Origin of the sequence: Nitrospirillum iridis (assembly GCF_014205765.1) — a bacterium.
Taxonomy (GTDB): domain Bacteria; phylum Pseudomonadota; class Alphaproteobacteria; order Azospirillales; family Azospirillaceae; genus Nitrospirillum; species Nitrospirillum iridis.
Genome location: NZ_JACIIZ010000002.1, coordinates 327560 through 349428, shown reverse-complemented (window position 1 = coordinate 349428; position 21869 = coordinate 327560). Strand labels below are relative to the sequence as shown.

Here is a 21869-nt window from a genome sequence, read left to right as displayed (position 1 = left end):
GCCGTAGGCCCTAAGACGACGGCTGGAAACCCGCGTGGCATTCTGGTAACAGAGGTTGGCGCCCGGGCAACAGCAGCCCTTCCGGGCGGTGCCTTTCTGGTCTGGGACCGGGCGGCGTCGTCCGGTGGGTGTTACCCGCGCCATCCCTAGGACGGGATGGCATCGCGCCGTGTAAACCACCGGCCTGGCAGGAACCGTGCATCGTTTCGCCTTTTTCGCGGTCTCACCATCAATCACAGCGACGCCGGCCCTGGGGCCGAACAAGGCGCCGGGGGCCGCGCCATGACGGCAGCACCCCCTCTCCTGGTCGCCCCGCCACCCGCCCCGCAGGCCCCTCCCCAGGGCCCCAAAGGGGACAGCTGGTGGCGCCGCCTGTCCGTCTGGGCCACGCGGCTGGGGTTGGGCAACAAGCTGGCGGTGGCGCTGGCCATCGCCGCCGTGCTGTCGGGCTTCGCCACATACGCGGCGCTGACCCAGCAGCCGCCTTTCGGCAACAACGCCAACACCGTCAGCCTGCTGCTGACGCTGGACGGTGCCTTGCTGCTGCTGCTGTTGGCGCTGATGGCCCGGCGCATCGTGGGATTGTGGATCGAGCGGCGCCGGGGCCTGGCGGGATCGCGCCTGCACGTGCGGCTGGTGGCGGTGTTCAGCCTGCTGGCCGTCATGCCCGCCATCGTCATGGCTGCCTTCTCCGCCTTCTTCTTTTACCTCGGCGTCCAATCCTGGTTCAGCGAGCGGGTGCGCACCGCGGTCAACGAAAGCCTGGTGGTGGCGCGGGCCTATCTGGATGAGCACAAGATCGCCATCCGCAACGACGCCTCCTGGGTGGCCAACGACCTGTTGGACCACCGCATGGGGCCGCTGATCACCCTGGATCCGCTGTACCTCTATTCCTTCCTGCGCAACGAGTCGTTCCAGCGCTCCTTCACCGAGGCCGTGATCTTCGACGGGCAGGGGCGGCAGTACGGCAGCTACACCCTCGGCTCCGTCTTCCAGCCGGAGGCGATGCCGAAGGAACGTATGGAGCAAGCCCGCAAGGGCGAGGTGGCGGTGGAGTTCAACGAACAGGACAAGCGCATCACCGCGCTGATCCGCCTGGATCCGGACTTCGACATCTTCCTGCTGCTGGGCCGCCCGGTGGAGGCGGCGGTGATGGAACACATGACCGCCGCCCAGACCGCCGTGGCCGAATATACCGAGCTGGAAGGCCAGCGCTTTGGTCTGCAGACCAAGATGACGCTGATCTTCATCATCGTCTCACTGCTGCTGTTGCTGGTCGCCATCTGGGCGGGCCTCAACTTCGCCAACAGCCTGATCACGCCCATCAGCGCCCTGATCATCGCGGCGGAGCGTATCCGCACCGGCGATCTGACGGCCCGTGTGCCGGAGATCCTGCCGGGGCCGGAGGACGAGTTGACCTCGCTCAGCCGCGCCTTCAACCGCATGACCAGCCAGTTGTCGTCCCAACGCAGCGACCTGGTGGAGGCCAACCGGCAGCTGGACCTGCGCCGCCGCTTCACCGAGGCGGTGCTGGCCGGCGTTTCCGCCGGTGTCATCGGCCTGGACGAGCAGGGCTTCATCAACCTGCCCAACCAGTCCGCTGCCTTGCTGCTGAACATTCCCGACCTGCATGAGATGGTGGGGCGCGACATCCTGGTGGTGGTGCCGGAGCTGGAGGATTTGATGTCCGCCATCCGTCGGCGCCCCTCGCGCCTGGTGGAGGCGCAGGTGCAGATCCGGCGGGGCAACACCCAGCGCACGCTGCTGGTGCGGGTGGCTGCGGATACCAGCGGCGCCGGTATCCGCGGCTTCGTCATCACCTTCGACGACGTGTCGGAGCTGCTGTCGGCGCAGCGCAAGGCCGCCTGGGCCGACGTGGCTCGCCGTATCGCCCATGAGATCAAGAATCCGCTGACGCCCATCCAGCTGTCGGCCGAACGCCTACGCCGCAAATACCTGAAGGAAATCCACAGCGATCCGGAAACCTTCAAGGCCATGACCGACACCATCGTCCGCCATGTCGACGACATCGGCCGCATGGTGGATGAGTTCTCGGCCTTCGCCCGCATGCCGACGCCGGTCATGAAGCCGCAGAACATCCAGGAACTGTGCCGCCAGGCCGTGTTCCTTCAGGCGACCGCCCAAACCGGCATCAAGTTCGAAAGCCTGTTGCCGCCCGAGCGCATCGAGGTGGAGTGCGATGGCCGCCAGATCTCCCAGGCCCTGACCAACCTGCTGAAAAACGCGGTCGAGGCCATCGAGGGGCGGATCGAGGAGGACGGCGCCGGTGGTGTCGAGCCACCGCCGGGCCACATCACCGTGCAGGTGGAGGGGGCGGACGATCACATCGTCCTGACCATCACCGACAACGGCAAGGGCCTGCCCCATGAGGGGCGCGACCGGCTGACGGAACCTTATGTCACCACCCGGGCCAAGGGCACCGGCCTGGGCCTGGCCATCGTGAAGAAGATACTGGAGGACCACGGCGGCACCCTGGGATTGGACGACAATCCCAGCGGCGGCGCCCGCGTCACCCTGGTCCTCCCCCTGATCCAGGCGGCCGCCCCGCAAGACGCGGATACGGCCGCGACCCCGGCTCCGGCCGGTACCAGTGCATCCAAAGGCGTTTAAACTATGCCGCATGACATTCTGATCGTCGATGACGAGGCCGATATCCGGATGCTGATCGCCGGCATCCTGGAAGACGAGGGCATGAAGACCCGCGAGGCGGCGGACGCTGACCAGGCCTTGGCCGCCGTCGCCGCCCGCCGCCCCAGCCTGATCATCCTGGACATCTGGCTGCAGGGCAGCCGCCTGGACGGCCTGCAGATCCTGGATGAGATGAAGCGCGACCATCCCGAGGTGCCGGTGGTCATGATCAGTGGCCACGGCACCATCGAGACGGCGGTGGCGGCCCTGAAGAAGGGCGCCTACGACTTCATCGAGAAGCCCTTCAAGTCCGACCGCCTGTTGCTGTTGGTCGAACGCGCCATCGAGGCCGCCCGCCTGCGCCGGGAGAACCGCGAACTGCGCCTGCGCGCCGGCGGGGAGACGGAGCTGATCGGCCGGTCGCTGATGATCAACCAGTTGCGCCAGTCGCTGGACAAGGTGTCGCCCACCGGCAGCCGTGTCCTGGTCAGCGGTCCGCCGGGTAGCGGCAAGGAGATCGTGGCCCGCATCATCCATGAGCATTCCCGCCGCGCCGACGGCCCCTTCGTGGCGTTGAATTGCGCCACCATGCGGCCCGACCGCTTGGAGGTGGAGCTGTTCGGGACGGAACATCCGATCGACGGCGCCGGCCGCAAGGTCGGCACCTTCGAGCAGGCCCACGGCGGCACCCTGTTCCTGGACGAGGTGGCGGACATGCCCCTGGAAACCCAGGGCAAGATCGTGCGCGTGCTGCAGGAGCAGACCTTCGAGCGGGTGGGCGGCAGCACGCGGGTGGAGGTGGACGTCCGCGTCATCGCCAGCACCAACCACGATCTGGCGGCGGAGATCGAGGCCGGGCAGTTCCGCCAGGACCTGTACTACCGCCTGGCGGTGGTGCCGCTGAAGGTGCCGTCGCTGCGGGAGCGGCGGGAGGACATCCCCCTGCTGGCCCGCTATTTCCTGCAACGTTCCGCCACCGCTTCCGGACTGCCGCAGCGCATCCTGGGCGAGGACGCCATGGCGGCGCTCCAGGCCTATGAGTGGCCTGGCAACGTGCGCCAGTTGCGCAATGTGATGGACTGGTTGCTGATCATGGTGCCGGGCGACCCGGATGAGCCCATCCGCGCCGACATGCTGCCGCCGGAAATCGGCTCCATCACCCCGACCGTGCTGCGCTGGGAAAAGGGTGGGGAGATCATGTCCCTGCCGCTGCGCGATGCCCGCGAGGTGTTCGAGCGGGAATATCTGCTGGCCCAGGTCACGCGCTTCGGCGGCAACATCTCCCGCACCGCCTCCTTCGTCGGCATGGAACGCTCGGCCCTGCACCGCAAGCTGAAGTCGCTGGGCGTGCATGGCAACGAGCGTGGCGATGGAAAGGGTGAGGAATAGGCGGCAGTCGTTTGATTTATAAACGATCTTTGCCATATCTTCAGGTTTAAGCTGAGGTTCAGCCCATGCCGCGGACAGCCTATGTCAACGGTCGTTACCTGCCGCACGGCGACGCCCATGTCCATATCGAGGACCGGGGCTTCCAGTTCGCCGACGGCGTCTATGAGGTGGTCTCCATCGTCAACGGCGTCTTCGCCGATGAGGACGGCCATCTGGCCCGCCTGGCCCGCTCCCTGGATGAGTTGCAGTTGCCCTGGCCCATGCATCCCATGAGCCTGCGCTTCGTCATGCGCGAAGTGGCGCGCCGCAACCGGGTGCGTAACGGACTGGTCTATGTCCAGATCACCCGGGGGCAGGCGCCCCGCGACTTCCGCTTCCCGGTGGATCCGGCGCCCACCCTGGTGGTCACCTGCCGCTCCACCAAGTTCAGCGCGCCACAGCATCTGGAAAAGGGTGTTGCCGTCATCACCATCCCGGACATCCGCTGGACCCGGCGCGATATCAAGTCCGTGGCCTTGCTGCCCCAGGTGCTGGGCAAGCAGCAGGCGGCCGAGGCTGGCGCCTTCGAGGCCTGGCAGGTGGACCCCGACGGCACGGTGACCGAGGGCTGTTCCAGCAACGCCTGGATCGTCACCCGGGATGGCGTGCTGGTCACCCGCGCCGCCAGCAACCGTATCCTCAACGGCATCACCCGCCTATCGCTGCTGGCCGAGGCGCAGGCCGCCGGCATCCCCTTCGAGGAACGGTCGTTCACGGTCGAGGAGGCGTATTCGGCGCGGGAGGCCCTGATCTCCAGTGCCAGCACCTTCTGCGTGCCGGTCACCCGCATCGATGGCAAACCGGTGGGCGACGGTGTGCCGGGGCCCCTGGGCCGCCATCTGCGCCAGGCCTACATGGCCCATGTCGGCGTGGCCGACCCCGTGCCCCATGTCGGCATAGCCGACCCCGTTATAGCGGCCCCGGTGGTGACAAGGCCGTGATGGTGACCGAGCGCGACATCCAGATGGTGCCGGCCCTGGCGCTCCCCAAAGCTGTCCTGTTCGATTGGGACAACACCCTGGTCACCAACTGGCGCTGCGTCCATGCCGCCACCAACGCGGCGCTTGACGCGTTCGGTATGCCCACCTGGACGCTGGAAGAAAGCTATACCCGGGTGCGCCAGAGCCTGCGCGATGCCTTTCCGGCCCTGTTCGGCGAGGGCTGGGAACGGGCGCGCGACATCTTCTACGCCCATTTCGAGGCCAACCACCTTGAGTTCCTGGATCCCCTGACCGGGGCGGGCCGCCTGCTGGAAACCCTGGCGGCGCGCGGCGTCTATATCGGTGTGGTCAGCAACAAGACGGGTCGCTTCCTGCGGGCAGAGGCCCGGGCCCTTGGTTGGGATCGTTGGTGCGGCGCCCTGGTGGGGGCGGGCGACGCCGCGGCCGACAAGCCCGATCCAGCGCCGGTTCATCTGGCCCTGGCCCCCGCCGGGGTGCCCGCCGGCCCGGGGGTGTGGTTCGTCGGCGATGCCGACATCGATATGGAGTGCGCCCACCGCACCGGCTGCCTACCTTTGATGGTGGGGGCGACCCCCCATGGCGACGGCGCGCTGGCCGCGTTCCCCCCGTATCGCCGCTTCGCCACCTGCGACGAACTTTGCACCTTGGTGGATGGGCTCTAGCACCCCATATCACTTCCTGTGCTAGGATGGCGGACGCTTCGGGGTGTTCCCGGGGCCGCCGGCACTTTTACGCACGGCTCCATAACCGCCGGAAAAGGCAATCCCGGGCGCTCCTTAGAGGGCCCCAATAAAGAGCGAGGCATACAATGTCCGAAAAATCGCAAAACGTTCAGGACGTGTTTCTGAACCACGTGCGTAAGAACAAGACCCCTGTGACGGTTTTCCTCGTCAACGGCGTGAAGCTGCAAGGCATCATCACTTGGTTCGATAATTTCTCGGTGCTGCTGCGCCGTGACGCCCATTCGCAGCTTGTCTACAAGCATGCGATTTCGACCGTGATGCCGGCCCACCCCATCCAGTTGTTCGAGACGGCCAAGGAAGGCGACCACGATTGACGTTCGTATACAGTCGGCCCCATCCCGCCCTGGGACGGTCCGGCCGGTTGACGGGAAGGATGGGGGCGCCGTGACCGACCGTCCGGCGGATGAGCCCGCCCTTCTTTCCGATACGCCTGAGGCGGCGCCGGCGGAGCAATCCGCCCGGCGCGCCCTGGTGATCCATCCCATCCTGCGTGAAGATCTGGATGACCGGCGCAGCCCGGAGTCCCGCCTGGAGGAAGCTGTCGGCCTTACCGCCGCCATCGAGCTTGAGGTGGTGGCGGCCGAATGCGTGCGCGTGACCCGGCCCAAGCCCGCCACCCTGCTGGGTGGCGGCTATCTGGAGGAGGCGGCCCGGCGCATCGCCGAGTTGGGCATCGGCCTGGTCGTGGTCGACCACGCGCTGACGCCGGTGCAGCAACGCAACCTGGAACGGGACCTCAAGGCCAAGGTCATCGACCGTACAGGCCTGATCCTGGAGATCTTCGGCGCCCGGGCCCGTACCCGGGAAGGCCAGCTACAGGTGGAGCTGGCGGCGCTGACCTATCAGCGCTCCCGCCTCGTGCGGTCATGGACCCATCTGGAACGCCAGCGTGGTGGCTTCGGCTTCCTGGGCGGCCCCGGTGAAAGCCAGCTGGAAATGGACCGGCGGCTCATCGGCGACCGCATCATCAAGCTGAAGGCGGAGTTGGAGGAGGTGCGGCGCACCCGCGGCCTGCACCGCAAGGCGCGTGAGCGCGTGCCCTATCCGGTGGTGGCGCTGGTGGGTTACACCAACGCCGGCAAGTCCACGCTGTTCAACCGCATGGCGCGGGCCGACGTGTTCGCCAAGGATCTGCTGTTCGCCACGCTGGATCCGACCATGCGCTCCATCGTCCTGCCGTCGGGACGCAAGATCATCCTGTCGGACACGGTGGGCTTCATCTCCGACCTGCCACACCATCTGGTGGAGGCGTTCCGCGCCACGCTGGAGGAGGTGCTGGCCGCCGACATCATCCTGCATGTGCGCGACGCCGCCCACCCGGACAGCGAGGCGCAGCGCGCGGACGTGGAGTCGGTGCTGGGCGAGCTGGGGATCGAGGTCGAGACCGACACCCGGGTGGTGGAGGTCCTGAACAAGATCGACAAGCTGCCCCCCCTGGACCGGGACGCCCTGGTGCGCCAGAGCCGCCGGCCTGACGGCCTGGTGGCGGTATCGGCCCTGACGGGTGAGGGGCTGGAAAGCCTGTTCAACGTCCTGGATCGCCGCATGGTGGCGGGCCGCGACGTGGTGCGGGTCAGCGTGCCCGTCGGCGACGGCGCCGCCGCTGCCTGGCTGTATGCCAGGGGCGAGGTGACGGAGCGGGAGGACGACGACGACCATAGCCACCTGACCGTGGCGTTGGAGCCGGCGGACGTGGCCCGCTTCCGCGACCGCTTTCCGGACTATCTGGTGACGGATACCCCGCCCTTGGTTGAACGGGTCGCCCCGGAAAGCCAAGTCCAGGCGTCCTGACGCTTACATTCCCATCGTGCCTGTGCATCCGCGCTTCCGGCCGCTTCGGCGGCTGGGCGAGGGTGCCGGCCACCCGACGCCGGCCAGCTTCATTGAAGGGGCCGGCGTCCTTCGCTGGAGGTTCAAAATGAGTTTCAGGCCCCTGCACGACCGTGTGGTGATCCGGCCCATCGAGCAGGATCAGAAGACCGTTGGCGGCATCATCATCCCCGACACCGTCAAGGAAAAGCCCCAGCAGGGCGAAGTCCTGGCCGTGGGCGGCGGCGCCCGCAACGAGAAGGGCGATATCGTCGCCCTGTCGGTGAAGGCCGGCGACAAGGTGCTGTACGGCAAGTGGTCCGGCACCGAGGCCAAGATCGACGGCAAGGACGTGCTGATCATGCGCGAGTCCGACCTGCTCGGCATCCTTGAATAATAATCAAATAAGGAATCAGGAAAATGGCTGCCAAGGACGTGAGATTTAGCACGGATGCCCGCGACCGCATGGTGCGCGGCGTGGACATCCTGGCCGACGCCGTGAAGGTGACCCTGGGCCCCAAGGGCCGCAACGTGGTCCTGGACAAGAGCTACGGCGCCCCGCGCATCACCAAGGACGGCGTCACCGTCGCCAAGGAGATCGAGCTGGCCGACAAGTTCGAGAACATGGGCGCCCAGATGGTGCGCGAAGTGGCCTCGAAGACCAACGACATCGCCGGTGACGGCACCACCACCGCCACCGTGCTGGCCCAGGCCATCGTCCGCGAGGGCGTCAAGGCCGTGGCCGCCGGCATGAACCCGATGGATGTGAAGCGCGGCATCGACGTCGCCGTCGCCGCCATCGTCGACGACCTGAAGGGCCAGTCCCGCAAGGTCTCCACCTCGGCGGAGATCGCCCAGGTCGGCACCATCTCCGCCAACGGCGAGTCCGAGATTGGTGAGATGATCGCCAAGGCGATGGACAAGGTCGGCAAGGAAGGCGTCATCACGGTGGAGGAGGCCAAGGGCTTCGACACCGAGCTGGAAGTCGTCGAGGGCATGCAGTTCGACCGCGGCTACCTGTCGCCGTACTTCGTGACCAACGCCGACAAGATGACGGTCGAGCTGGAAAACCCCTTCATCCTGCTGCACGAGAAGAAGCTGTCGGGCCTGCAGGCACTGCTGCCGGTGCTGGAAGCGGTGGTGCAGAGCGCGCGTCCGCTGCTGATCGTGTCGGAAGACGTGGAAGGCGAGGCGCTGGCCACGCTGGTGGTCAACAAGCTGCGCGGCGGCCTGAAGATCGCCGCCGTGAAGGCCCCGGGCTTCGGCGACCGCCGCAAGGCGATGCTGGAGGACATGGCCATCCTGACGGGCGGCCAGGTCATCTCCGAAGATCTGGGCATCAAGCTTGAGAACGTGTCGCTGGACATGCTGGGCACCGCCAAGAAGGTGGTGATCACCAAGGACGCGACCACGATCGTGGACGGCGTCGGCACCAAGGCCGACATCGAGGCGCGCATCGGCCAGATCAAGGCGCAGATCGAGGAGACCACCTCGGACTACGACCGTGAGAAGCTGCAGGAGCGTCTGGCGAAGCTGGCGGGCGGCGTTGCCGTCATCCGCGTCGGTGGCGCCACCGAGGTCGAGGTGAAGGAACGCAAGGACCGCGTTGACGACGCCATGCACGCCACCCGCGCCGCGGTGGAAGAGGGCGTGGTCGCCGGCGGCGGCACCGCCCTGCTGCGCGCCACCCGCGTCCTGGCCGGCCTGAAGCCGGTCAACGACGAGCAGCGCGTGGGCATCGACATCGTCCGCCGGGCGCTGCAGTCGCCCGTGCGCCAGATCGCCTTCAACGCCGGTGTTGATGGCTCCATCGTCGTCGGCAAGTTGCTGGACAACGGCGAGGCCGGCTTCGGCTACAACGCCCAGACCGGTGAGTTCGGCGACATGTTCGCGTTCGGCGTCATTGACCCGACCAAGGTCGTGCGCACGGCGCTTCAGCATGCGGCCTCCGTCTCCGGCCTGCTGATCACCACCGAAGCCATGGTGGCCGAGAAGCCCGAGCCCAAGTCCGGCGCGCCGGAAGGCGGCGGGATGGGTGGCATGGGCGGCATGGGTGGTATGGGCTTCTAAGCCCTTGCCATCAGGCGCCCGGGCATTCCATGCCTTGGGAACGGGCATTCCATGCCCGGGATAGGGGAAGGGATCGTCTGAAAGGGCGGTCCCTTTTCTTTTTGGGGCTTTATGGTTTGCCCTATCGATTCTATTGCTAGGGGGCCAGTCCGCCGCCGCCAACCATAGCTGTGCCCCATGACCGCTTCCTTGCCCGCATCCGACATTCCCGCCTTCGATCTGGCCGCTGTCGACGCCCTGATCCGTTCCGTCGCCGAAACGGAAATCCTGCCGCGCTTCCAGCGTTTGTCGGGGGAGGACATCCGGGAAAAGGGTCCCGGCGACCTGGTGACCGTGGCCGACGAGGCATCGGAACGGGCGCTGACCGCCCGGCTGACGGCCCTGCTGCCCGGCAGCACCGTGGTGGGCGAGGAGGCGGTGGCCGCCGATGACGCGGTGCTGGATCGCCTGCTGGGCGCCGCCCCCGTCTGGATCGTGGATCCCATCGACGGTACCGCCAACTTCGTGGCCGGCAAGCCGCGCTTCGGCGTCATCGTGGCGCTGGCCGCCCACGGCCGCACCGTCGCCGGCTGGATCCATGATCCGGTGGGCCGCCGCACCGTGCGCGGCCGTCTGGGGCGGGGCGCCTGGCTGGTGGGCGCCGACCCGACCGAGGACGGCATGCGCTGCGTGGCATTGCCGCCGGTGGCGGTGGCGCAGATGCGGGGCATCGCCAATGTCCGATTCTTCGACAGCGACATGCGGCGCCAGCTGACGCAACGGCGTGAACGCGTGGCGGAGGCCTATACCCAGCGCTGCTCCGCCCACGATTATCTGGACCTGCTGACCGGCCAGGCCCATTTCAGCCTCAACAAGATGATCAAGCCGTGGGACCACGCGGCCGGGGCATTCCTGCATGTCGAGGCCGGCGGCTATGCCGCCAAGCTGGACGACAGCCCGTACAACCCCACCGACCGCGATGGCGGCCTGATGATGGCCCCCGACGCGGAGAGCTGGAGGGCGCTTCACGCCACCTTGTTCGACGCCTGAGGACGACCTGGCCGCGCAGCTCCCGCGTCCATTGGGCCATCACACCAGGTCGGCGTCCGACCGGCTGGTGCCGGCGCTGAGCACGGTTTCGCCCTTGGCGTGTAGGGCCTGTGTTTCGCCTGTGCTATGCTACGTCTTGTTCCCCAGCCGGAAGAGCCGGAGCATGACGACGCAGGTGCGCATCCCTTTCGCTGCCGAGGGCTTGGTTTCGCGGTTGGCCCCCTTGCTGGTGATCGGCCTGGCGGCACTAGTCATCCGCACGCCTTGGGCGGAGGCCCACCCGCGGCTGGCTGTCGCCCTGTTCCTGTGGATCACCGTCGACAGCCTGACCACCGCCCTGGTGCTGCGGCACCGCCGGATGCGGGGGCGGCCGGGCGTGCGCTTGGTGCTGGCGACCATCGCCGTCGGTCTGGTGAGCGCGGCCGCCGGTCTGACGCCCCCCTTGCGTGCCGCGCTTTGGTCCATGCCTTGGGCCGTGGCCGGGGTGGCGGCCCTGGTCGGTGGGCACGTCCTGTGGGGCCTGGCCGGCGCCTGGACTGTCTGGCGGCGACCCGGTGAAGGCGAGGGGCGGCTGGAGGCGGCCGTCGCTTGCCTGGTGCCGCCGCCCTTCGCTCCCCTCGTGGCGCGGGAATTGAGTGTGCTGCACCTGGCCTTGTTTTGCTGGCGGGCCGCGCCCGACGTGCCGACGGGATGCCAGCCCTTCAGCTATCACCGCGACCTGACGCCGGTGATGGGCGGCCTGCTGGTGGCCCAGGTGATGGAGATCGTGGTGCTGGACGTGGCCCTCGGTATCCACCACCGCATGGTGGCCCTGGCCCTGTTCGTCCTGGGGGACCTGAGCTTCATCTACCTGCTGGGGTTGACCAAGTCCCTCCGCCTGCGGCCGGTGCTGCTGACGCCGCACGGGGTGCGCGTCCGCTTCGGCCCGCTGGTGGACAGGCTGGTGCCCTATGACGCCATCGGCGGCGTCGGCGTCGCCGCCGACATGCCCCAGCGTGGGCCGGAGAACCACAGCCCGCTACTGGCCCCCAACGTCGCGTTGACCCTGGTGGCCCCCGTGCGACGGCGGCGTTTCCTGCGACGCGCCCGTTCTATTTCAACCGTCGCCTTCGCCGTCGATGACCCCCAAGCCTTCATCCGCGCGCTGCAAGGGCGCCTGTCAGATGGGCGTGAGCAAGAATCCCCTTGAATGGGATATTGTATAAATTCTTAATGGCGGTTCCGAGATTGGGGAGCCGTCCATGCGTCGCCGTTCGTTCATCGCCGCCTTGCCTGCCGCCGCCGCCGCGGCCCATGCCGTCAGTGCCCGCGCCGCGGCCGGGGGGGCGGAGGCCGCCTTGGCCGCCGGGACGGTGGCCACGTCCCAGCCCGCGCCCGCTGCTGGGCCGGTGCCGACAGCGGCCGACTATGAGCGGGCGCTGTCCTTGCGCGATCGCTGGATAGGCCTGACGGAGAATGTGGCCTGGCCGGCCATCTGGGCGGGCCCAATCGGAACAGGCCAGGGCGCGCGCTTCCATTATCGCAAGACGGTGCCCGGTGGTTTCCAGTTCGTCAGCGTCGATGCCGGCACGCTGGAGAAGAAGCCGGCCTTTGACCACGACCGGCTGGCGGTGGAATGGAGCAAGGCCGGGGGGCCGGCCGCCACCGGCCTGACCTTGCCGTTCGAGCGGGTGCACTTCGGCGATGACGGCCAGACCCTGCGCTTCGAGTGGGATGAGGCGGAGTGGTCCTGCCGGCTGGCCGACTATACCTGCAAGCGGGAAGCGGAGGAGGGCGGGCGCCGCCCCCGGGGCTTTGGCGTGGTGCGCGACCTGGCCCAGCCGGGGGACAACGGCCCCAAACGCTCCCCCGACGGGCGGTGGGAGGCCCTGATCCAGAACCAGAACCTGGCGCTGCGCGAGCTTACCACCGGCACCGTGACGGTGCTGAGCACCGATGGCAGCGAGGGCGATTTCTACGACGGGGAGACCATCGCCTGGTCGCCGGATTCGCGGAAGCTGGCGCTTTATCGCGTGCGTCCCGGCTATCGGCGGGAGGTGCACAAGGTTGAGTCCTCGCCCAAGGACCAGATCGAGCCCAAGCTGCATACCCAGCTATACCCCAAGCCCGGTGACGCCGTGGACCAGGAGCAGCCTGTGCTGTTCCACGTGCCGGCCGCCGGTGCGCCTGGCCGTCAGCTGGCGGTGGACGCCGCCCTGTTCCCCAACCCCTACCTGATGACGGATTTCGAGTGGCGGGCCGACAGCGCCACGGTGGTCTTCGAATATACCCGTCGCGGCCACCAGATGGTGCGGGTGATCGAGATCGACGCCGCCACTGGCGCGCCCCGTGCCGTCGTCACCGAGACGGCGGGCACCTTCGTGAACAATGAGCGCCGCTTCCGCCACGACGTGAACAAGGGCGGGGCGGAAATCATCTGGCTGTCGGAGCGGGATGGCTGGAGCCACCTTTACCTCATCGACGGCCGGACGGGGAAGGTGAAGACCCAGATCACCAAGGGCGACTGGGTGGTGCGCCATGTCGCCAAGGTCGATGACGACAAGCGCCAGATCTACTTCGCCGCCAGCGGCATGCGGCCGGACGAGGACCCCTATTTCCAGCACTACTACCGCGTCGATTTCGACGGCCGCAACCTGGTGGCGCTGACCACCGCCGACGCCTATCACGACGTCAGCCTGTCCGACGACCTGGCCTATTATGTCGATCTCCATTCCCGCGTCGACATGGCGCCGGTGATGGAACTGCGGCGCACCGCCGACCGCTCGCTGGTGGCGGAGGTGGAGCGGGGCGACATCAGCCGACTGCTGGCCGCCGGCTTCCGTCCGCCGGAAGTGTTCAAGGCCAAGGGCCGCGACGGCAAGACGGACATCTGGGGCGTCATCGTCCGCCCCCTGGGATTCGACCCCGGCCGCCGCTATCCCGTCATCGAGAACATCTATGCCGGGCCCCACGACAGTTTCGTGCCCAAGACGTTCTGGCCCTTCGGTTTCCACGCCGGTGGCGACAAGGTCATCGGCATGCAGGCCCTGGCGGAGATGGGATTCGTCGTGGCCCAGATCGACGGCATGGGCACCATGAACCGGTCGAAGGCCTTTCATGACATCTGCTGGAAGAACCTGAAGGACTCCGGCTTTCCGGACCGCATCAATTGGTGGCGGGCCGCGGCATCCCAATATCCGCAGCTGGACATCGGTCGTGTCGGCATCTACGGCGGTTCCGCCGGCGGACAGAGTTCACTGGCCGCCCTGCTGTTCCATCCGGATTTCTACAAGGCCGCCTTCTGCTATGCCGGCTGCCATGACAACCGCATGGACAAGATCAGCTGGAACGAACAGTGGATGGGCTGGCCCGTGGACGCAAGCTACGCCCAGTCGTCCAACGTCGACAACGCCTGGCGGCTGAAAGGCCAGGTGGCCCTGGTGGTGGGCGAACTGGACGACAATGTCGACCCATCCTCCACCATGCAGGTGGTCAACGCCCTGATCAAGGCGGACAAGACCTTCGACCTGCTGGTCGTGCCGGGCGAGGGGCATTCGGCCGGCCGCTCCACCGGGCCCATCCGCTACGCCCTGCGCAAGCAGTACGGCTTTTTCCTGAAACACCTGGCGGCCGCCGAGGCCCCAGACTGGAACGCCAGCACCGCGGGGGCGCCGGCCGGCTAACGGTAGGAGGCGAAGCTGGGCGCGATGGGGGCCTGCAGAATCCGCTCCCTGAATTCATAGACCAGGGGGTGGAAGATGTCGCCCAGCAGCTCCGTCCATTTCAGCGGATAGGGGGAGGGCGTGCCGTCCGGTAGCAGGATGCCCTTGCGGTCCAGCGGATGGATGGCCGGGTGACGCCGCAATTCGTCCAACTTTTCATCCAGCAGGGCGTCCGTCCGCGCCAGCCAGGAGGATGTCAGGGGCGTGCCCTTGCGGAAGATGAAGGCGCAGAGGCCGATGAGGTCGGCGTGGGAGGCGCGCAGCAGGTCACCCAGCTCCCCGGTGATGGGGGCGACGCCGTTGGGAAGTTCCTGGTACCCGAGGGCCAGCGCGTCGGACTGGGCGAGTTGCTGGAAGAAGGGAACCCATTTTTTGGTGGTGGCCTTGATGTCGGTGTAGCCGCCGCCGTAATGGTGCATGAGATAGCAGCGCAGATAATCCGCCTTGTGCGTGGCGCTGAGATGGGGCCAGGCCGGGTGCAGGGGGAAGTCCGGCTTCACCCAGTCGGCCAGCGTGTCGCGGTTGACGAAGGCGACGGCGCAGCCGGTGTTGCGGAAGATGGTCCACAGCGCCCGCAGGCGGTCGTCCGACATCTCCTCATGCCCTGTCCACAGGCAGAACAGGGTGCGGTTTTCCAGGGCGTCGAGATCGTGGGGCATGGGGGGTGCGGGCCCGTCAGACCATGTCGGGGGTGACGGGCAGGCTGAAGCTGTTCAGCAATGCCGCGCGCTGCTGGCTCAAGTCCGGGGTGGGGGCAGCGTGGCGGCGATAGACATAGAGGTAGTCGAACACGGCGTTGTAGTCGTGCGATTGCTGGCTGACGCCGCGCCGTTCGGACTCAGCCCCGCTGTCCTTGAAGATGCGGGCACCCATGACCGGCACGTGGCTGGCCTGCTGCCGGCTGTAGACGGCCAGCATGAAGTCCCAATCCTCATAGGCCCGCATATGGGTGTCGAACGCCAGGCCGGCCAGCAGCGCGCGCGGAAAGGCGAAGCAGCACACCGGGATCTGGTTCTTGAGATAAATCCCGTCGTCCAGGCGGCCGGCCAGGTCGGCGCCCCCTTCCGACAGGAGGGCGGCATCGTCCCCGCGCCGCTCATTCACGATGGAGCAGTTGAAATAGACCGGCAGGCCCTGCCGCACGGCGGGCTGGGCCAGCAGCGCCGCCAGGAAGCCGTCATGCCAGGCATCGTCATCATCCAGGAAGATGATGTAGTGGCCCTTGGCCAGGCTGAGGCCCAAATTGCGGCTGGCCGAGGGGCCCGGCGCCCCATTGCGGCGGGCGTAGAGGTCGGCGCCGGTCAGCAGTTCCGCGCAGGCGGCGTCGGTGTCGGCATCGGTGGCGTCGGAGATCACCAGGATCTCCACCGCCACATCCACCGCCTGGGCCTTGATGGATCCCAGGCAGCGGCGCAGCAGGCTGGCGCGCTTGTGGGTGGGGACGATGACGGAAAAGAAGGGCAACTCGGCCATCAGGCACCCACAAGGCAAGGAAATGGGCCCGCACCCGGGGCCACGCCGTCATCTTCTCAGACAAACGGCGTGACGCCAAGGCCGGCCCGGTCGCCTCAGGCCTTCTTGAAGCGATGCACGGCCAGGCCGGCCGGGGCCTGGACCGTGGGCATGATTTCCAGGCGGTTGACGTTGAAGTGCGGGGGCAGGGTAGCGGCCCAGGTCACCGACTCCGCCACGTCCTCCGCCGTCAGGGGCGTGGTGTCGGCATAGACCTTGGCGGCCTTCTCCGCGTCGCCCTTGAAGCGCACCAGGCTGAAGCTCGTCTCCACCATGCCCGGTTCCACCGAGGTGACGCGCACGCCGGTGCCCAGCAGGTCGGCGCGCAGGCTGAGGCTGAACTGGGTGACGAAGGCCTTGGAGGCGCAATAGACGTGACCGCCGGGGTAGGGGTAGCTGCCGGCGGTGGAACTGAGATTGATGATGTGGCCGGCGCCCCGCTCCACCATGCCCGGCAGGATCAGGCCGGTCATGATCGCCAACGCCTTGTCGTTGGTGTCGACCATGATCTCCCAATCGTCCAGGTTGGCCTTCTGGGCCGGTTCCATGCCCAGGGCCAGACCGGCGTTGTTGATCAGCAGGTCGATGGCGGCGAACTCGGCCGGGATGCTGGCGATGGCCGCCTCCATGGCCTTGCGGTCGCGGACGTCGAAGGCCAGGGTGTGGGTGGGCACGTCCAGGCTGTCGGCCAGGGCCTTCAGCTTTTCCGGGGTGCGGCCGGCCAGGATGAGGCGGGAGCCCAGTGCCGCGAAGCGGCGGGCGAAGGCGCTGCCGAAGTCACCGGTGGCGCCGGAGATCAGCACGATGCCCGGAATATGGGGGCCCGGGATGTGGGGCGGGGCGTAACTCATGGCGACTGCCTCCTTATTTCAGCTGCGTTCCAGGCCCTTGGCCTTTGCTATTCACGTTCAAGGCCCTTGGCCTTTTCTATTTACGTTCCAGGCCCTTGGCCTGTTGCCACAGGGCTTCCATTTCATCCAAGGTCGCGTCGGCGGGGCCGCGCCCCCCCTCGGCCAGCCAAGCCTCGATCTGGCGGAAGCGCCGCTCGAACTTGGCGTTGGTGCCGCGGAGCGCGGTCTCGGGATCGACATCGATATGGCGGGCCAGGTTGGCCAGCGCGAACACCAGGTCGCCCAGTTCATCCTGCATGCGGGCCTTTTCCGGCACCGCGTGCTCCATCTCCGCCCGCAGCTCGCCGATCTCCTCCTCGATCTTGTCCAGGATTTCCTTGGCCTGGGTCCAGTCGAAGCCCACGCGGGCGGCGCGCTTCTGCAGCTTCACCGCCCGGGTCAGGGCCGGCAAGCCGCTGATGACGCCGTCGAGGGCGGAGGGCTTGGTGCCGCTGGCGGCGGCCTTGGCCGCGCGTTCCCCCGCCTTCTGGGCTTCCCAGTTCTTCACCTGGTCGGTGGCGTCGGCCACGGCGCCGACGTCTTCACCGAACACATGCGGATGACGGCGCACCATCTTGTCGCTCAACGCCGTGGTGATGTCGCTGAAGGTCCACAGGCCCCGCTCGCTGGCCATCTGGGCGTAGAACACCACCTGGAACAGCAGGTCGCCCAGTTCCTCCTTCAGGGCGGCCATATCCCCTAGCTGGATGGCGTCGGCCACCTCGTACGCCTCCTCGATGGTGTGGGGGGCGATGGTGGGGAAGTCCTGCTCCAGGTCCCAGGGGCAGCCGCCGTTGGGGTCGCGCAGCTTGGCCATGATGGCCAGCAGGCGGTCGATGGGGGCGGTTGCTGACGGCTGGTCGGTCATGGGCGGGTCCCCAGGGGGCGATGGAGTAAGGCGGAAGGGGGCCGATTGGCTCCCTTCCTTATACCGAACTCCGCTTCCGGGGCCAGGATCCCGGTGGGACAATCGCTTATTTCTTCAGGCGCTTATTTCTTCAGGCCGATTTCCCGCAGCCGTTGGTCCAGGTACTCGCCCGCGGTGTAGGCCTTGCTGAGGCGGACGTCCGGCCGGGGGTGCAGGAACATGGGCATGGAATAGCGCGAGACGTTGTGCTCCGGCGGCGGGTTGACGACACGGTGCGTCGTCGCCGGGAAATATCCGCCGGACGCCTCCTTCAGCATGTCACCGCCGTTGACGGCGATCATGCCGGCGTCGCAGGGCACGTCGTGCCAGTTGCCGGCGGTGTCCTTGGCCTGCAGGCCGGGCTCGCTGCCGGTGACCAGCAGGGTGATCAGGTTGATGTCCTCATGCGCCGCGGCGCGGACCGCACCCGGCTCGAACCCGTCGGCCAGCGGCGGATAGTGCAATACGCGGAACAGACTCTGCGTGCTGCCCTGCATCATGTCCGGCAGGGCGACGGAAAACCCGGCCTTCACCGCGTCCGGGGTGTGCGCCTGCAACCAGCCCAGCAGGTCGCTGCCCAGCGTGGTCAGGGCGGCGTACATGGCCTCCGTCGCCTCCTTCACGCCCGCCGGCAGGGGCCGGTTGGGATAGACGTGGTAAAATTCCTTCAGGTCCTTGATCGGGCTGTCCTTGGCGTTTTCCGACCGGAAGGGGAAATAGCCATCCTGCGTCTCGGGCGAGAACAGGTGGTCCATCTTGGACTCCGACGCGAAGAACGCCGCCCATTCCTGATAGACGCGATTGATCAGCGCCGGATCAATGGGGTGGTTGCGCAGCACGGCGAATCCGGTTTCGTGCATGGAACGTACGAATTCGGCCGGGGCCGAGGCATCGGTGCAATCAACGCTGGCGATATCGAACATGGGTGTTCCCTGAAGGCGCCCCTCCGCCCCCGCTCAAACGAGATCAGGAGGTCGTGCGGACGCCGTTACATCCGCCCCCGGGCCGCGGGCCAGGGACTGTTTTTAAGGATCAAGGCCGGCCGCGGGCAGCCATGTCGAATTTGGGCGACTATCAGCAGGCCGATGGTCTGCCGTCAACCCTGTGGATGTTGGAGAGTGTTTCCGATTTTCAGAGGGGATATGCGGCGTTCAGGCCTTCCTGGACTTCCTGGCCGGCACCTTGGCGGCGGCCGCCGCCGCCTTGTGCGTCCAGTTGTGCAGCGCCGGCGCGTCGGCCAGTAGGGCGTCCGGCACCACGACATAGGTCTTGCTCGGCGGCTGGTCCGGGCCGTACTGCAAGGGCTTGGCGCCCGGCAGGGCCAGCAGCGTTGTCTGGTCCGACCCCGCCAGTTTCAGCGCCAGCCCGACGTCGGACAGGGAGGCGACGGGCTTGCCCCCGGCATAGGCCAGGATGCCGCCGAACATGGGCTTGAAGGTCAGCTCCAGGTCGGGCACCGCCGCCATCATCACCGCCTGAAGGTCTTTGGGATCGTGGGCCATGGGTTTCCTGTGGTTTCGCGCCTAACGGGGAATTTAGCATCCGGGCGCTGACAGGTCCTGGCAGTATGTCCTGCGCGGGCCCGCGCCCAATCGCCGGCGAGAGGAAAATGACCAAGTCGAACGGGGATCGCACCAGGATTGTTCACCGGAGGACGCCGGAATCGGCGGCGATGGTGGCGAACGTCCGGCGGGCGATGGCGATCACCGCCAAGCTCAATCGCCTGACGTTCGAGGATGCGGATGAGGTCCGGGCGCTGTTCGGCGAACTGATCGGCCGGAGGGTCGATGACAGCTTCTCCCTGATTCCCCCCTTTTACACAGCCGGCGGCGGCGAAATCCGCGTCGGGCGCAATGTCTTCATCAATCAGAACTGCACCTTCTACGACCTGGGCGGGTTGGACATCGGCGACGACGTGATGATCGGGCCGAACGTCAGCCTCATCACCACCGGCCATGACCTGGCGCCATCGCGGCGCCGCGCCGTCACCATCGGAAAGCCCATCGTCATCGGGAAAAACGTTTGGATCGCGGCTGGCGCCATCATCATCGGTGGTGTGACGGTCGGGGAGAATTCCGTGGTCGCGGCGGGTTCGGTGGTCACCCGGGACGTTCCCCCCAACACCCTGGTCGGCGGCAATCCCGCGCGGGTCATCCGCTCGATCGACGACGACTGAAGGATCGCAAAGGCGCACTCCCATGACATACTCCTGGCAATTCTGGGCCGCCCTCTCGGCCGTCTTCGCGGCACTGACCGCAATCCTGGCCAAGGTCGGGGTGGAAGGGGTGAATTCCGACTATGCCACCCTGGTGCGTACGGCCGTGATCCTGTTGGTCATTGCCGCCCTGCTGCCCGTCACCGGTCAGTGGCAGCCGCCGGGTAGCGTGTCGGGGCGCAGCTATCTGTTTCTGGTGCTGTCGGGCTTGGCCACCGGCGGCTCCTGGCTGTGCTACTTCCGGGCGCTCAAGCTGGGGGAGGCGGCGCGGGTGGCACCCATCGACAAGATGAGCGTGGTGCTGGTGGCCCTGTTTGGCGCGCTGTTCCTGGGGGAACGGCTCAGCCTGCCCAATTGGCTGGGTGTCGCGTTGATTGCTGCCGGGGCCGTGCTGGTGGCCTGGCGCTGACGCGCAAATCCCCCTTTGCCCGCGGCCGATCGGAAAAGCTTTGTTAATTCCCTGGGGCATATCCTGAAGCCGGGGCGATACGCCCTGGAAGGATGGCGATCATGGATCGACCTGGAGAGGAACTGCAGACGGGTGCCCAGTTCACCGATGCCGCCCCCAAGCTGCGCGCCATTTTCCATGCCCAGTCCCAGGCATCCGCCGGCAGCCTGCACATGGTGGGCTTTGAGGACTTGCAGGCCCGACTGGGCGCCCGGTGGCCCCGGGTCGCGGAGCGCGTCCATATGCTGGCCGAGCGTCTGCTGCAGCAGGGTCTCAGCCCCAGCGACGCCTGGTTCAGATATGGCGACGCCGGCTATATCGTCGTCTTCGCCCAGCTGGGCCGGACGGAGGCCGGATTGATCTGCGCCAAGCTGGTGGAGCATTTGCAGCGCATGCTGTTGGGCGACGTCGACACCGCCGCAGTGCGGGTCCATTCCGCCATCCATGAGGTCGGGGGCGAGGTGCTTTTCCAAAGCGCCAGCCTGCATGACATGCTGGCGGGGGCTGCGCGCCTGAACGCGGAAGCAGTGGGGCAGGGGCCGGCGGAGCGTGAGGCCGCCAGCGGCTGGGGGCGGGTCGCCCACCAGGAATCGCCGGTCGAAATCGTTTACCGCCCCATCTGGGACGTCCGCAAAGAGGTGTTGTCCATCTATCTGGCGCGGGCTACGCGGCCCCGCCGGGGACGCCTGCCACTCTGGGGCTATGATTGCGTGGCGGACCCCAACGACATGCAGCAAATCCTGGCCCTGGATCTGAGCATGCTGCGACAGACCATGGAGGTTTACGGCGAACTCTACCAAAACCAGTTCCGGTGCTTCCTGTCGGTCCCGGTGCATTTCGAGACCTTGGCCGCACCAACGCGCCGCCGGGAATATTTGGTGGCGCTGCAGGCCATTCCCCGGGAATTGGTGTCTTTTCTGGCGTTCGATCTTGTTGGCCTTCCCATTGGGGTGCCCGTCAGCCGGGCCACCGAAATCGTCACCGTGCTGCGCCAGTTCAGCCGCGTGGTCATCGTCCAGGTGGAAAGCGGTTGCCAGGACCTGCCCGCTCTGGCGGCCGCCGGTGTGCACATCGCCACCCTGCTGCTGCCGCCCGGCGCCGGCCCCAAGCGATGGGGCGGGGAATTGACGCGCTTCGCCCAGGATGTGGCGCGGGTGAAGATGAAGGCCGGTGTGCAGGGTGTGGACACCGCCCTATTGGCCTCCTACGCCGATGGCGCCGGCTTCCACTACATGACCGGTGATTTCATTGGCACCTGGTCGGAGTATCCGGAGAACGCGTTGCGGCTGACCCATGCCGATTTACGTGCCCGCATCGCGGCGGTGTGATCATCGGCGGCGTCAAGGCTGGATGTTTGATGGGCCGCGGCCCGCTTTGATGTCGGCGTGGCGCGGGCGGATGGCCTCGGTCGGTCGAATCTTTCCCGAGATCGGGTCCCCCTTGGCAAGCCTTTCTTAATTTCCTCCCGTTATGCTCGCAATAGCTCCGGGGGGGAGAAACCTAAGG

General features: G+C 67.1%; 20 protein-coding genes. 14 read left to right on the top strand and 6 right to left on the bottom strand.

Features of this window, described 5'->3' with window-relative positions:
• Positions 1–282 precede the first annotated feature (282 nt).
• The 11 genes from FHS74_RS04535 to FHS74_RS04485 all read left to right on the top strand — a co-directional run bounded on the left by FHS74_RS04535 (position 283) and on the right by FHS74_RS04485 (position 14352).
• On the top strand, positions 283–2631 hold the full coding sequence (locus tag FHS74_RS04535) for a sensor histidine kinase NtrY-like (protein ID WP_184797873.1): 2349 nt from the start codon (positions 283–285) through the stop codon (positions 2629–2631).
• Between the two features lie 3 nt (positions 2632–2634).
• Positions 2635–4038 (top strand): nitrogen assimilation response regulator NtrX, encoded by a 1404-nt coding sequence (ntrX, locus tag FHS74_RS04530; RefSeq protein WP_184797871.1) that lies wholly within the window; start codon positions 2635–2637, stop codon positions 4036–4038.
• 65 nt (positions 4039–4103) lie between these two features.
• Entirely contained in the window at positions 4104–5018 is a 915-nt protein-coding gene (locus tag FHS74_RS04525) for a D-amino-acid transaminase (RefSeq protein ID WP_184797869.1), read from the top strand.
• The gene (locus FHS74_RS04520; protein ID WP_184798283.1) at positions 5018–5701 is read left to right on the top strand and encodes an HAD family hydrolase; all 684 of its coding nucleotides are present in this window, start codon (positions 5018–5020) and stop codon (positions 5699–5701) included. The genes FHS74_RS04525 and FHS74_RS04520 overlap by 1 nt, the downstream gene beginning before the upstream one ends.
• A gap of 146 nt (positions 5702–5847) precedes the next feature.
• Entirely contained in the window at positions 5848–6096 is a 249-nt protein-coding gene (gene hfq / locus FHS74_RS04515; RefSeq protein ID WP_184797867.1) for an RNA chaperone Hfq, read from the top strand.
• Positions 6097–6253: 157 nt separating this feature from the next.
• Entirely contained in the window at positions 6254–7573 is a 1320-nt protein-coding gene (hflX, locus tag FHS74_RS04510; RefSeq protein WP_184798281.1) for a GTPase HflX, read from the top strand.
• Positions 7574–7700: 127 nt separating this feature from the next.
• A complete protein-coding gene (locus tag FHS74_RS04505; protein ID WP_184797865.1) occupies positions 7701–7988 on the top strand; it encodes a co-chaperone GroES in 288 nt (95 codons plus the stop codon).
• A gap of 23 nt (positions 7989–8011) precedes the next feature.
• Positions 8012–9661 (top strand): chaperonin GroEL, encoded by a 1650-nt coding sequence (gene groL, locus FHS74_RS04500; RefSeq protein WP_184797863.1) that lies wholly within the window; start codon positions 8012–8014, stop codon positions 9659–9661.
• A 177-nt stretch (positions 9662–9838) separates the two neighbouring features.
• Positions 9839–10690, top strand: a complete 852-nt coding sequence (locus tag FHS74_RS04495) for an inositol monophosphatase family protein (protein ID WP_184797861.1) — start codon at positions 9839–9841, stop codon at positions 10688–10690.
• 163 nt (positions 10691–10853) lie between these two features.
• On the top strand, positions 10854–11879 hold the full coding sequence (locus FHS74_RS04490) for a hypothetical protein (RefSeq protein WP_184797859.1): 1026 nt from the start codon (positions 10854–10856) through the stop codon (positions 11877–11879).
• A 52-nt stretch (positions 11880–11931) separates the two neighbouring features.
• On the top strand, positions 11932–14352 hold the full coding sequence (locus FHS74_RS04485) for a S9 family peptidase (protein ID WP_184797857.1): 2421 nt from the start codon (positions 11932–11934) through the stop codon (positions 14350–14352).
• Here the strand turns inward: FHS74_RS04485 and FHS74_RS04480 are convergent.
• From FHS74_RS04480 to FHS74_RS04455, 6 genes are all read right to left on the bottom strand, one after another.
• Positions 14349–15050 (bottom strand): glycosyltransferase family 32 protein, encoded by a 702-nt coding sequence (locus FHS74_RS04480; RefSeq protein WP_184797855.1) that lies wholly within the window; start codon positions 15048–15050, stop codon positions 14349–14351. The two genes, FHS74_RS04485 and FHS74_RS04480, sit on opposite strands and share 4 nt — an antisense overlap.
• 16 nt (positions 15051–15066) lie before the next feature.
• The gene (locus tag FHS74_RS04475; RefSeq protein ID WP_184797853.1) at positions 15067–15864 is read right to left on the bottom strand and encodes a glycosyltransferase family 2 protein; all 798 of its coding nucleotides are present in this window, start codon (positions 15862–15864) and stop codon (positions 15067–15069) included.
• Between the two features lie 95 nt (positions 15865–15959).
• Entirely contained in the window at positions 15960–16754 is a 795-nt protein-coding gene (locus tag FHS74_RS04470) for an SDR family NAD(P)-dependent oxidoreductase (RefSeq protein WP_184797851.1), read from the bottom strand.
• 76 nt (positions 16755–16830) lie between these two features.
• Positions 16831–17661 (bottom strand): nucleoside triphosphate pyrophosphohydrolase, encoded by an 831-nt coding sequence (gene mazG, locus FHS74_RS04465; protein ID WP_184797849.1) that lies wholly within the window; start codon positions 17659–17661, stop codon positions 16831–16833.
• A gap of 122 nt (positions 17662–17783) precedes the next feature.
• The gene (locus tag FHS74_RS04460) at positions 17784–18623 is read right to left on the bottom strand and encodes an isopenicillin N synthase family dioxygenase (protein WP_184797847.1); all 840 of its coding nucleotides are present in this window, start codon (positions 18621–18623) and stop codon (positions 17784–17786) included.
• 228 nt (positions 18624–18851) lie between these two features.
• Positions 18852–19202 carry a TfoX/Sxy family protein gene (locus FHS74_RS04455; protein ID WP_184797845.1) on the bottom strand — a complete coding sequence of 117 codons (351 nt, stop codon included), beginning with the start codon at positions 19200–19202 and terminating at the stop codon, positions 18852–18854.
• A gap of 107 nt (positions 19203–19309) precedes the next feature.
• Here FHS74_RS04455 and FHS74_RS04450 point away from each other — a divergent pair, with 107 nt between their 5' ends.
• The 3 genes from FHS74_RS04450 to FHS74_RS04440 all read left to right on the top strand — a co-directional run bounded on the left by FHS74_RS04450 (position 19310) and on the right by FHS74_RS04440 (position 21691).
• The gene (locus FHS74_RS04450) at positions 19310–19876 is read left to right on the top strand and encodes a DapH/DapD/GlmU-related protein (protein ID WP_184797843.1); all 567 of its coding nucleotides are present in this window, start codon (positions 19310–19312) and stop codon (positions 19874–19876) included.
• 22 nt (positions 19877–19898) lie between these two features.
• The gene (locus FHS74_RS04445) at positions 19899–20324 is read left to right on the top strand and encodes an EamA family transporter (protein WP_184797841.1); all 426 of its coding nucleotides are present in this window, start codon (positions 19899–19901) and stop codon (positions 20322–20324) included.
• Positions 20325–20425: 101 nt separating this feature from the next.
• Entirely contained in the window at positions 20426–21691 is a 1266-nt protein-coding gene (locus FHS74_RS04440; protein WP_184797839.1) for a hypothetical protein, read from the top strand.
• Positions 21692–21869: the final 178 nt, after the last annotated feature.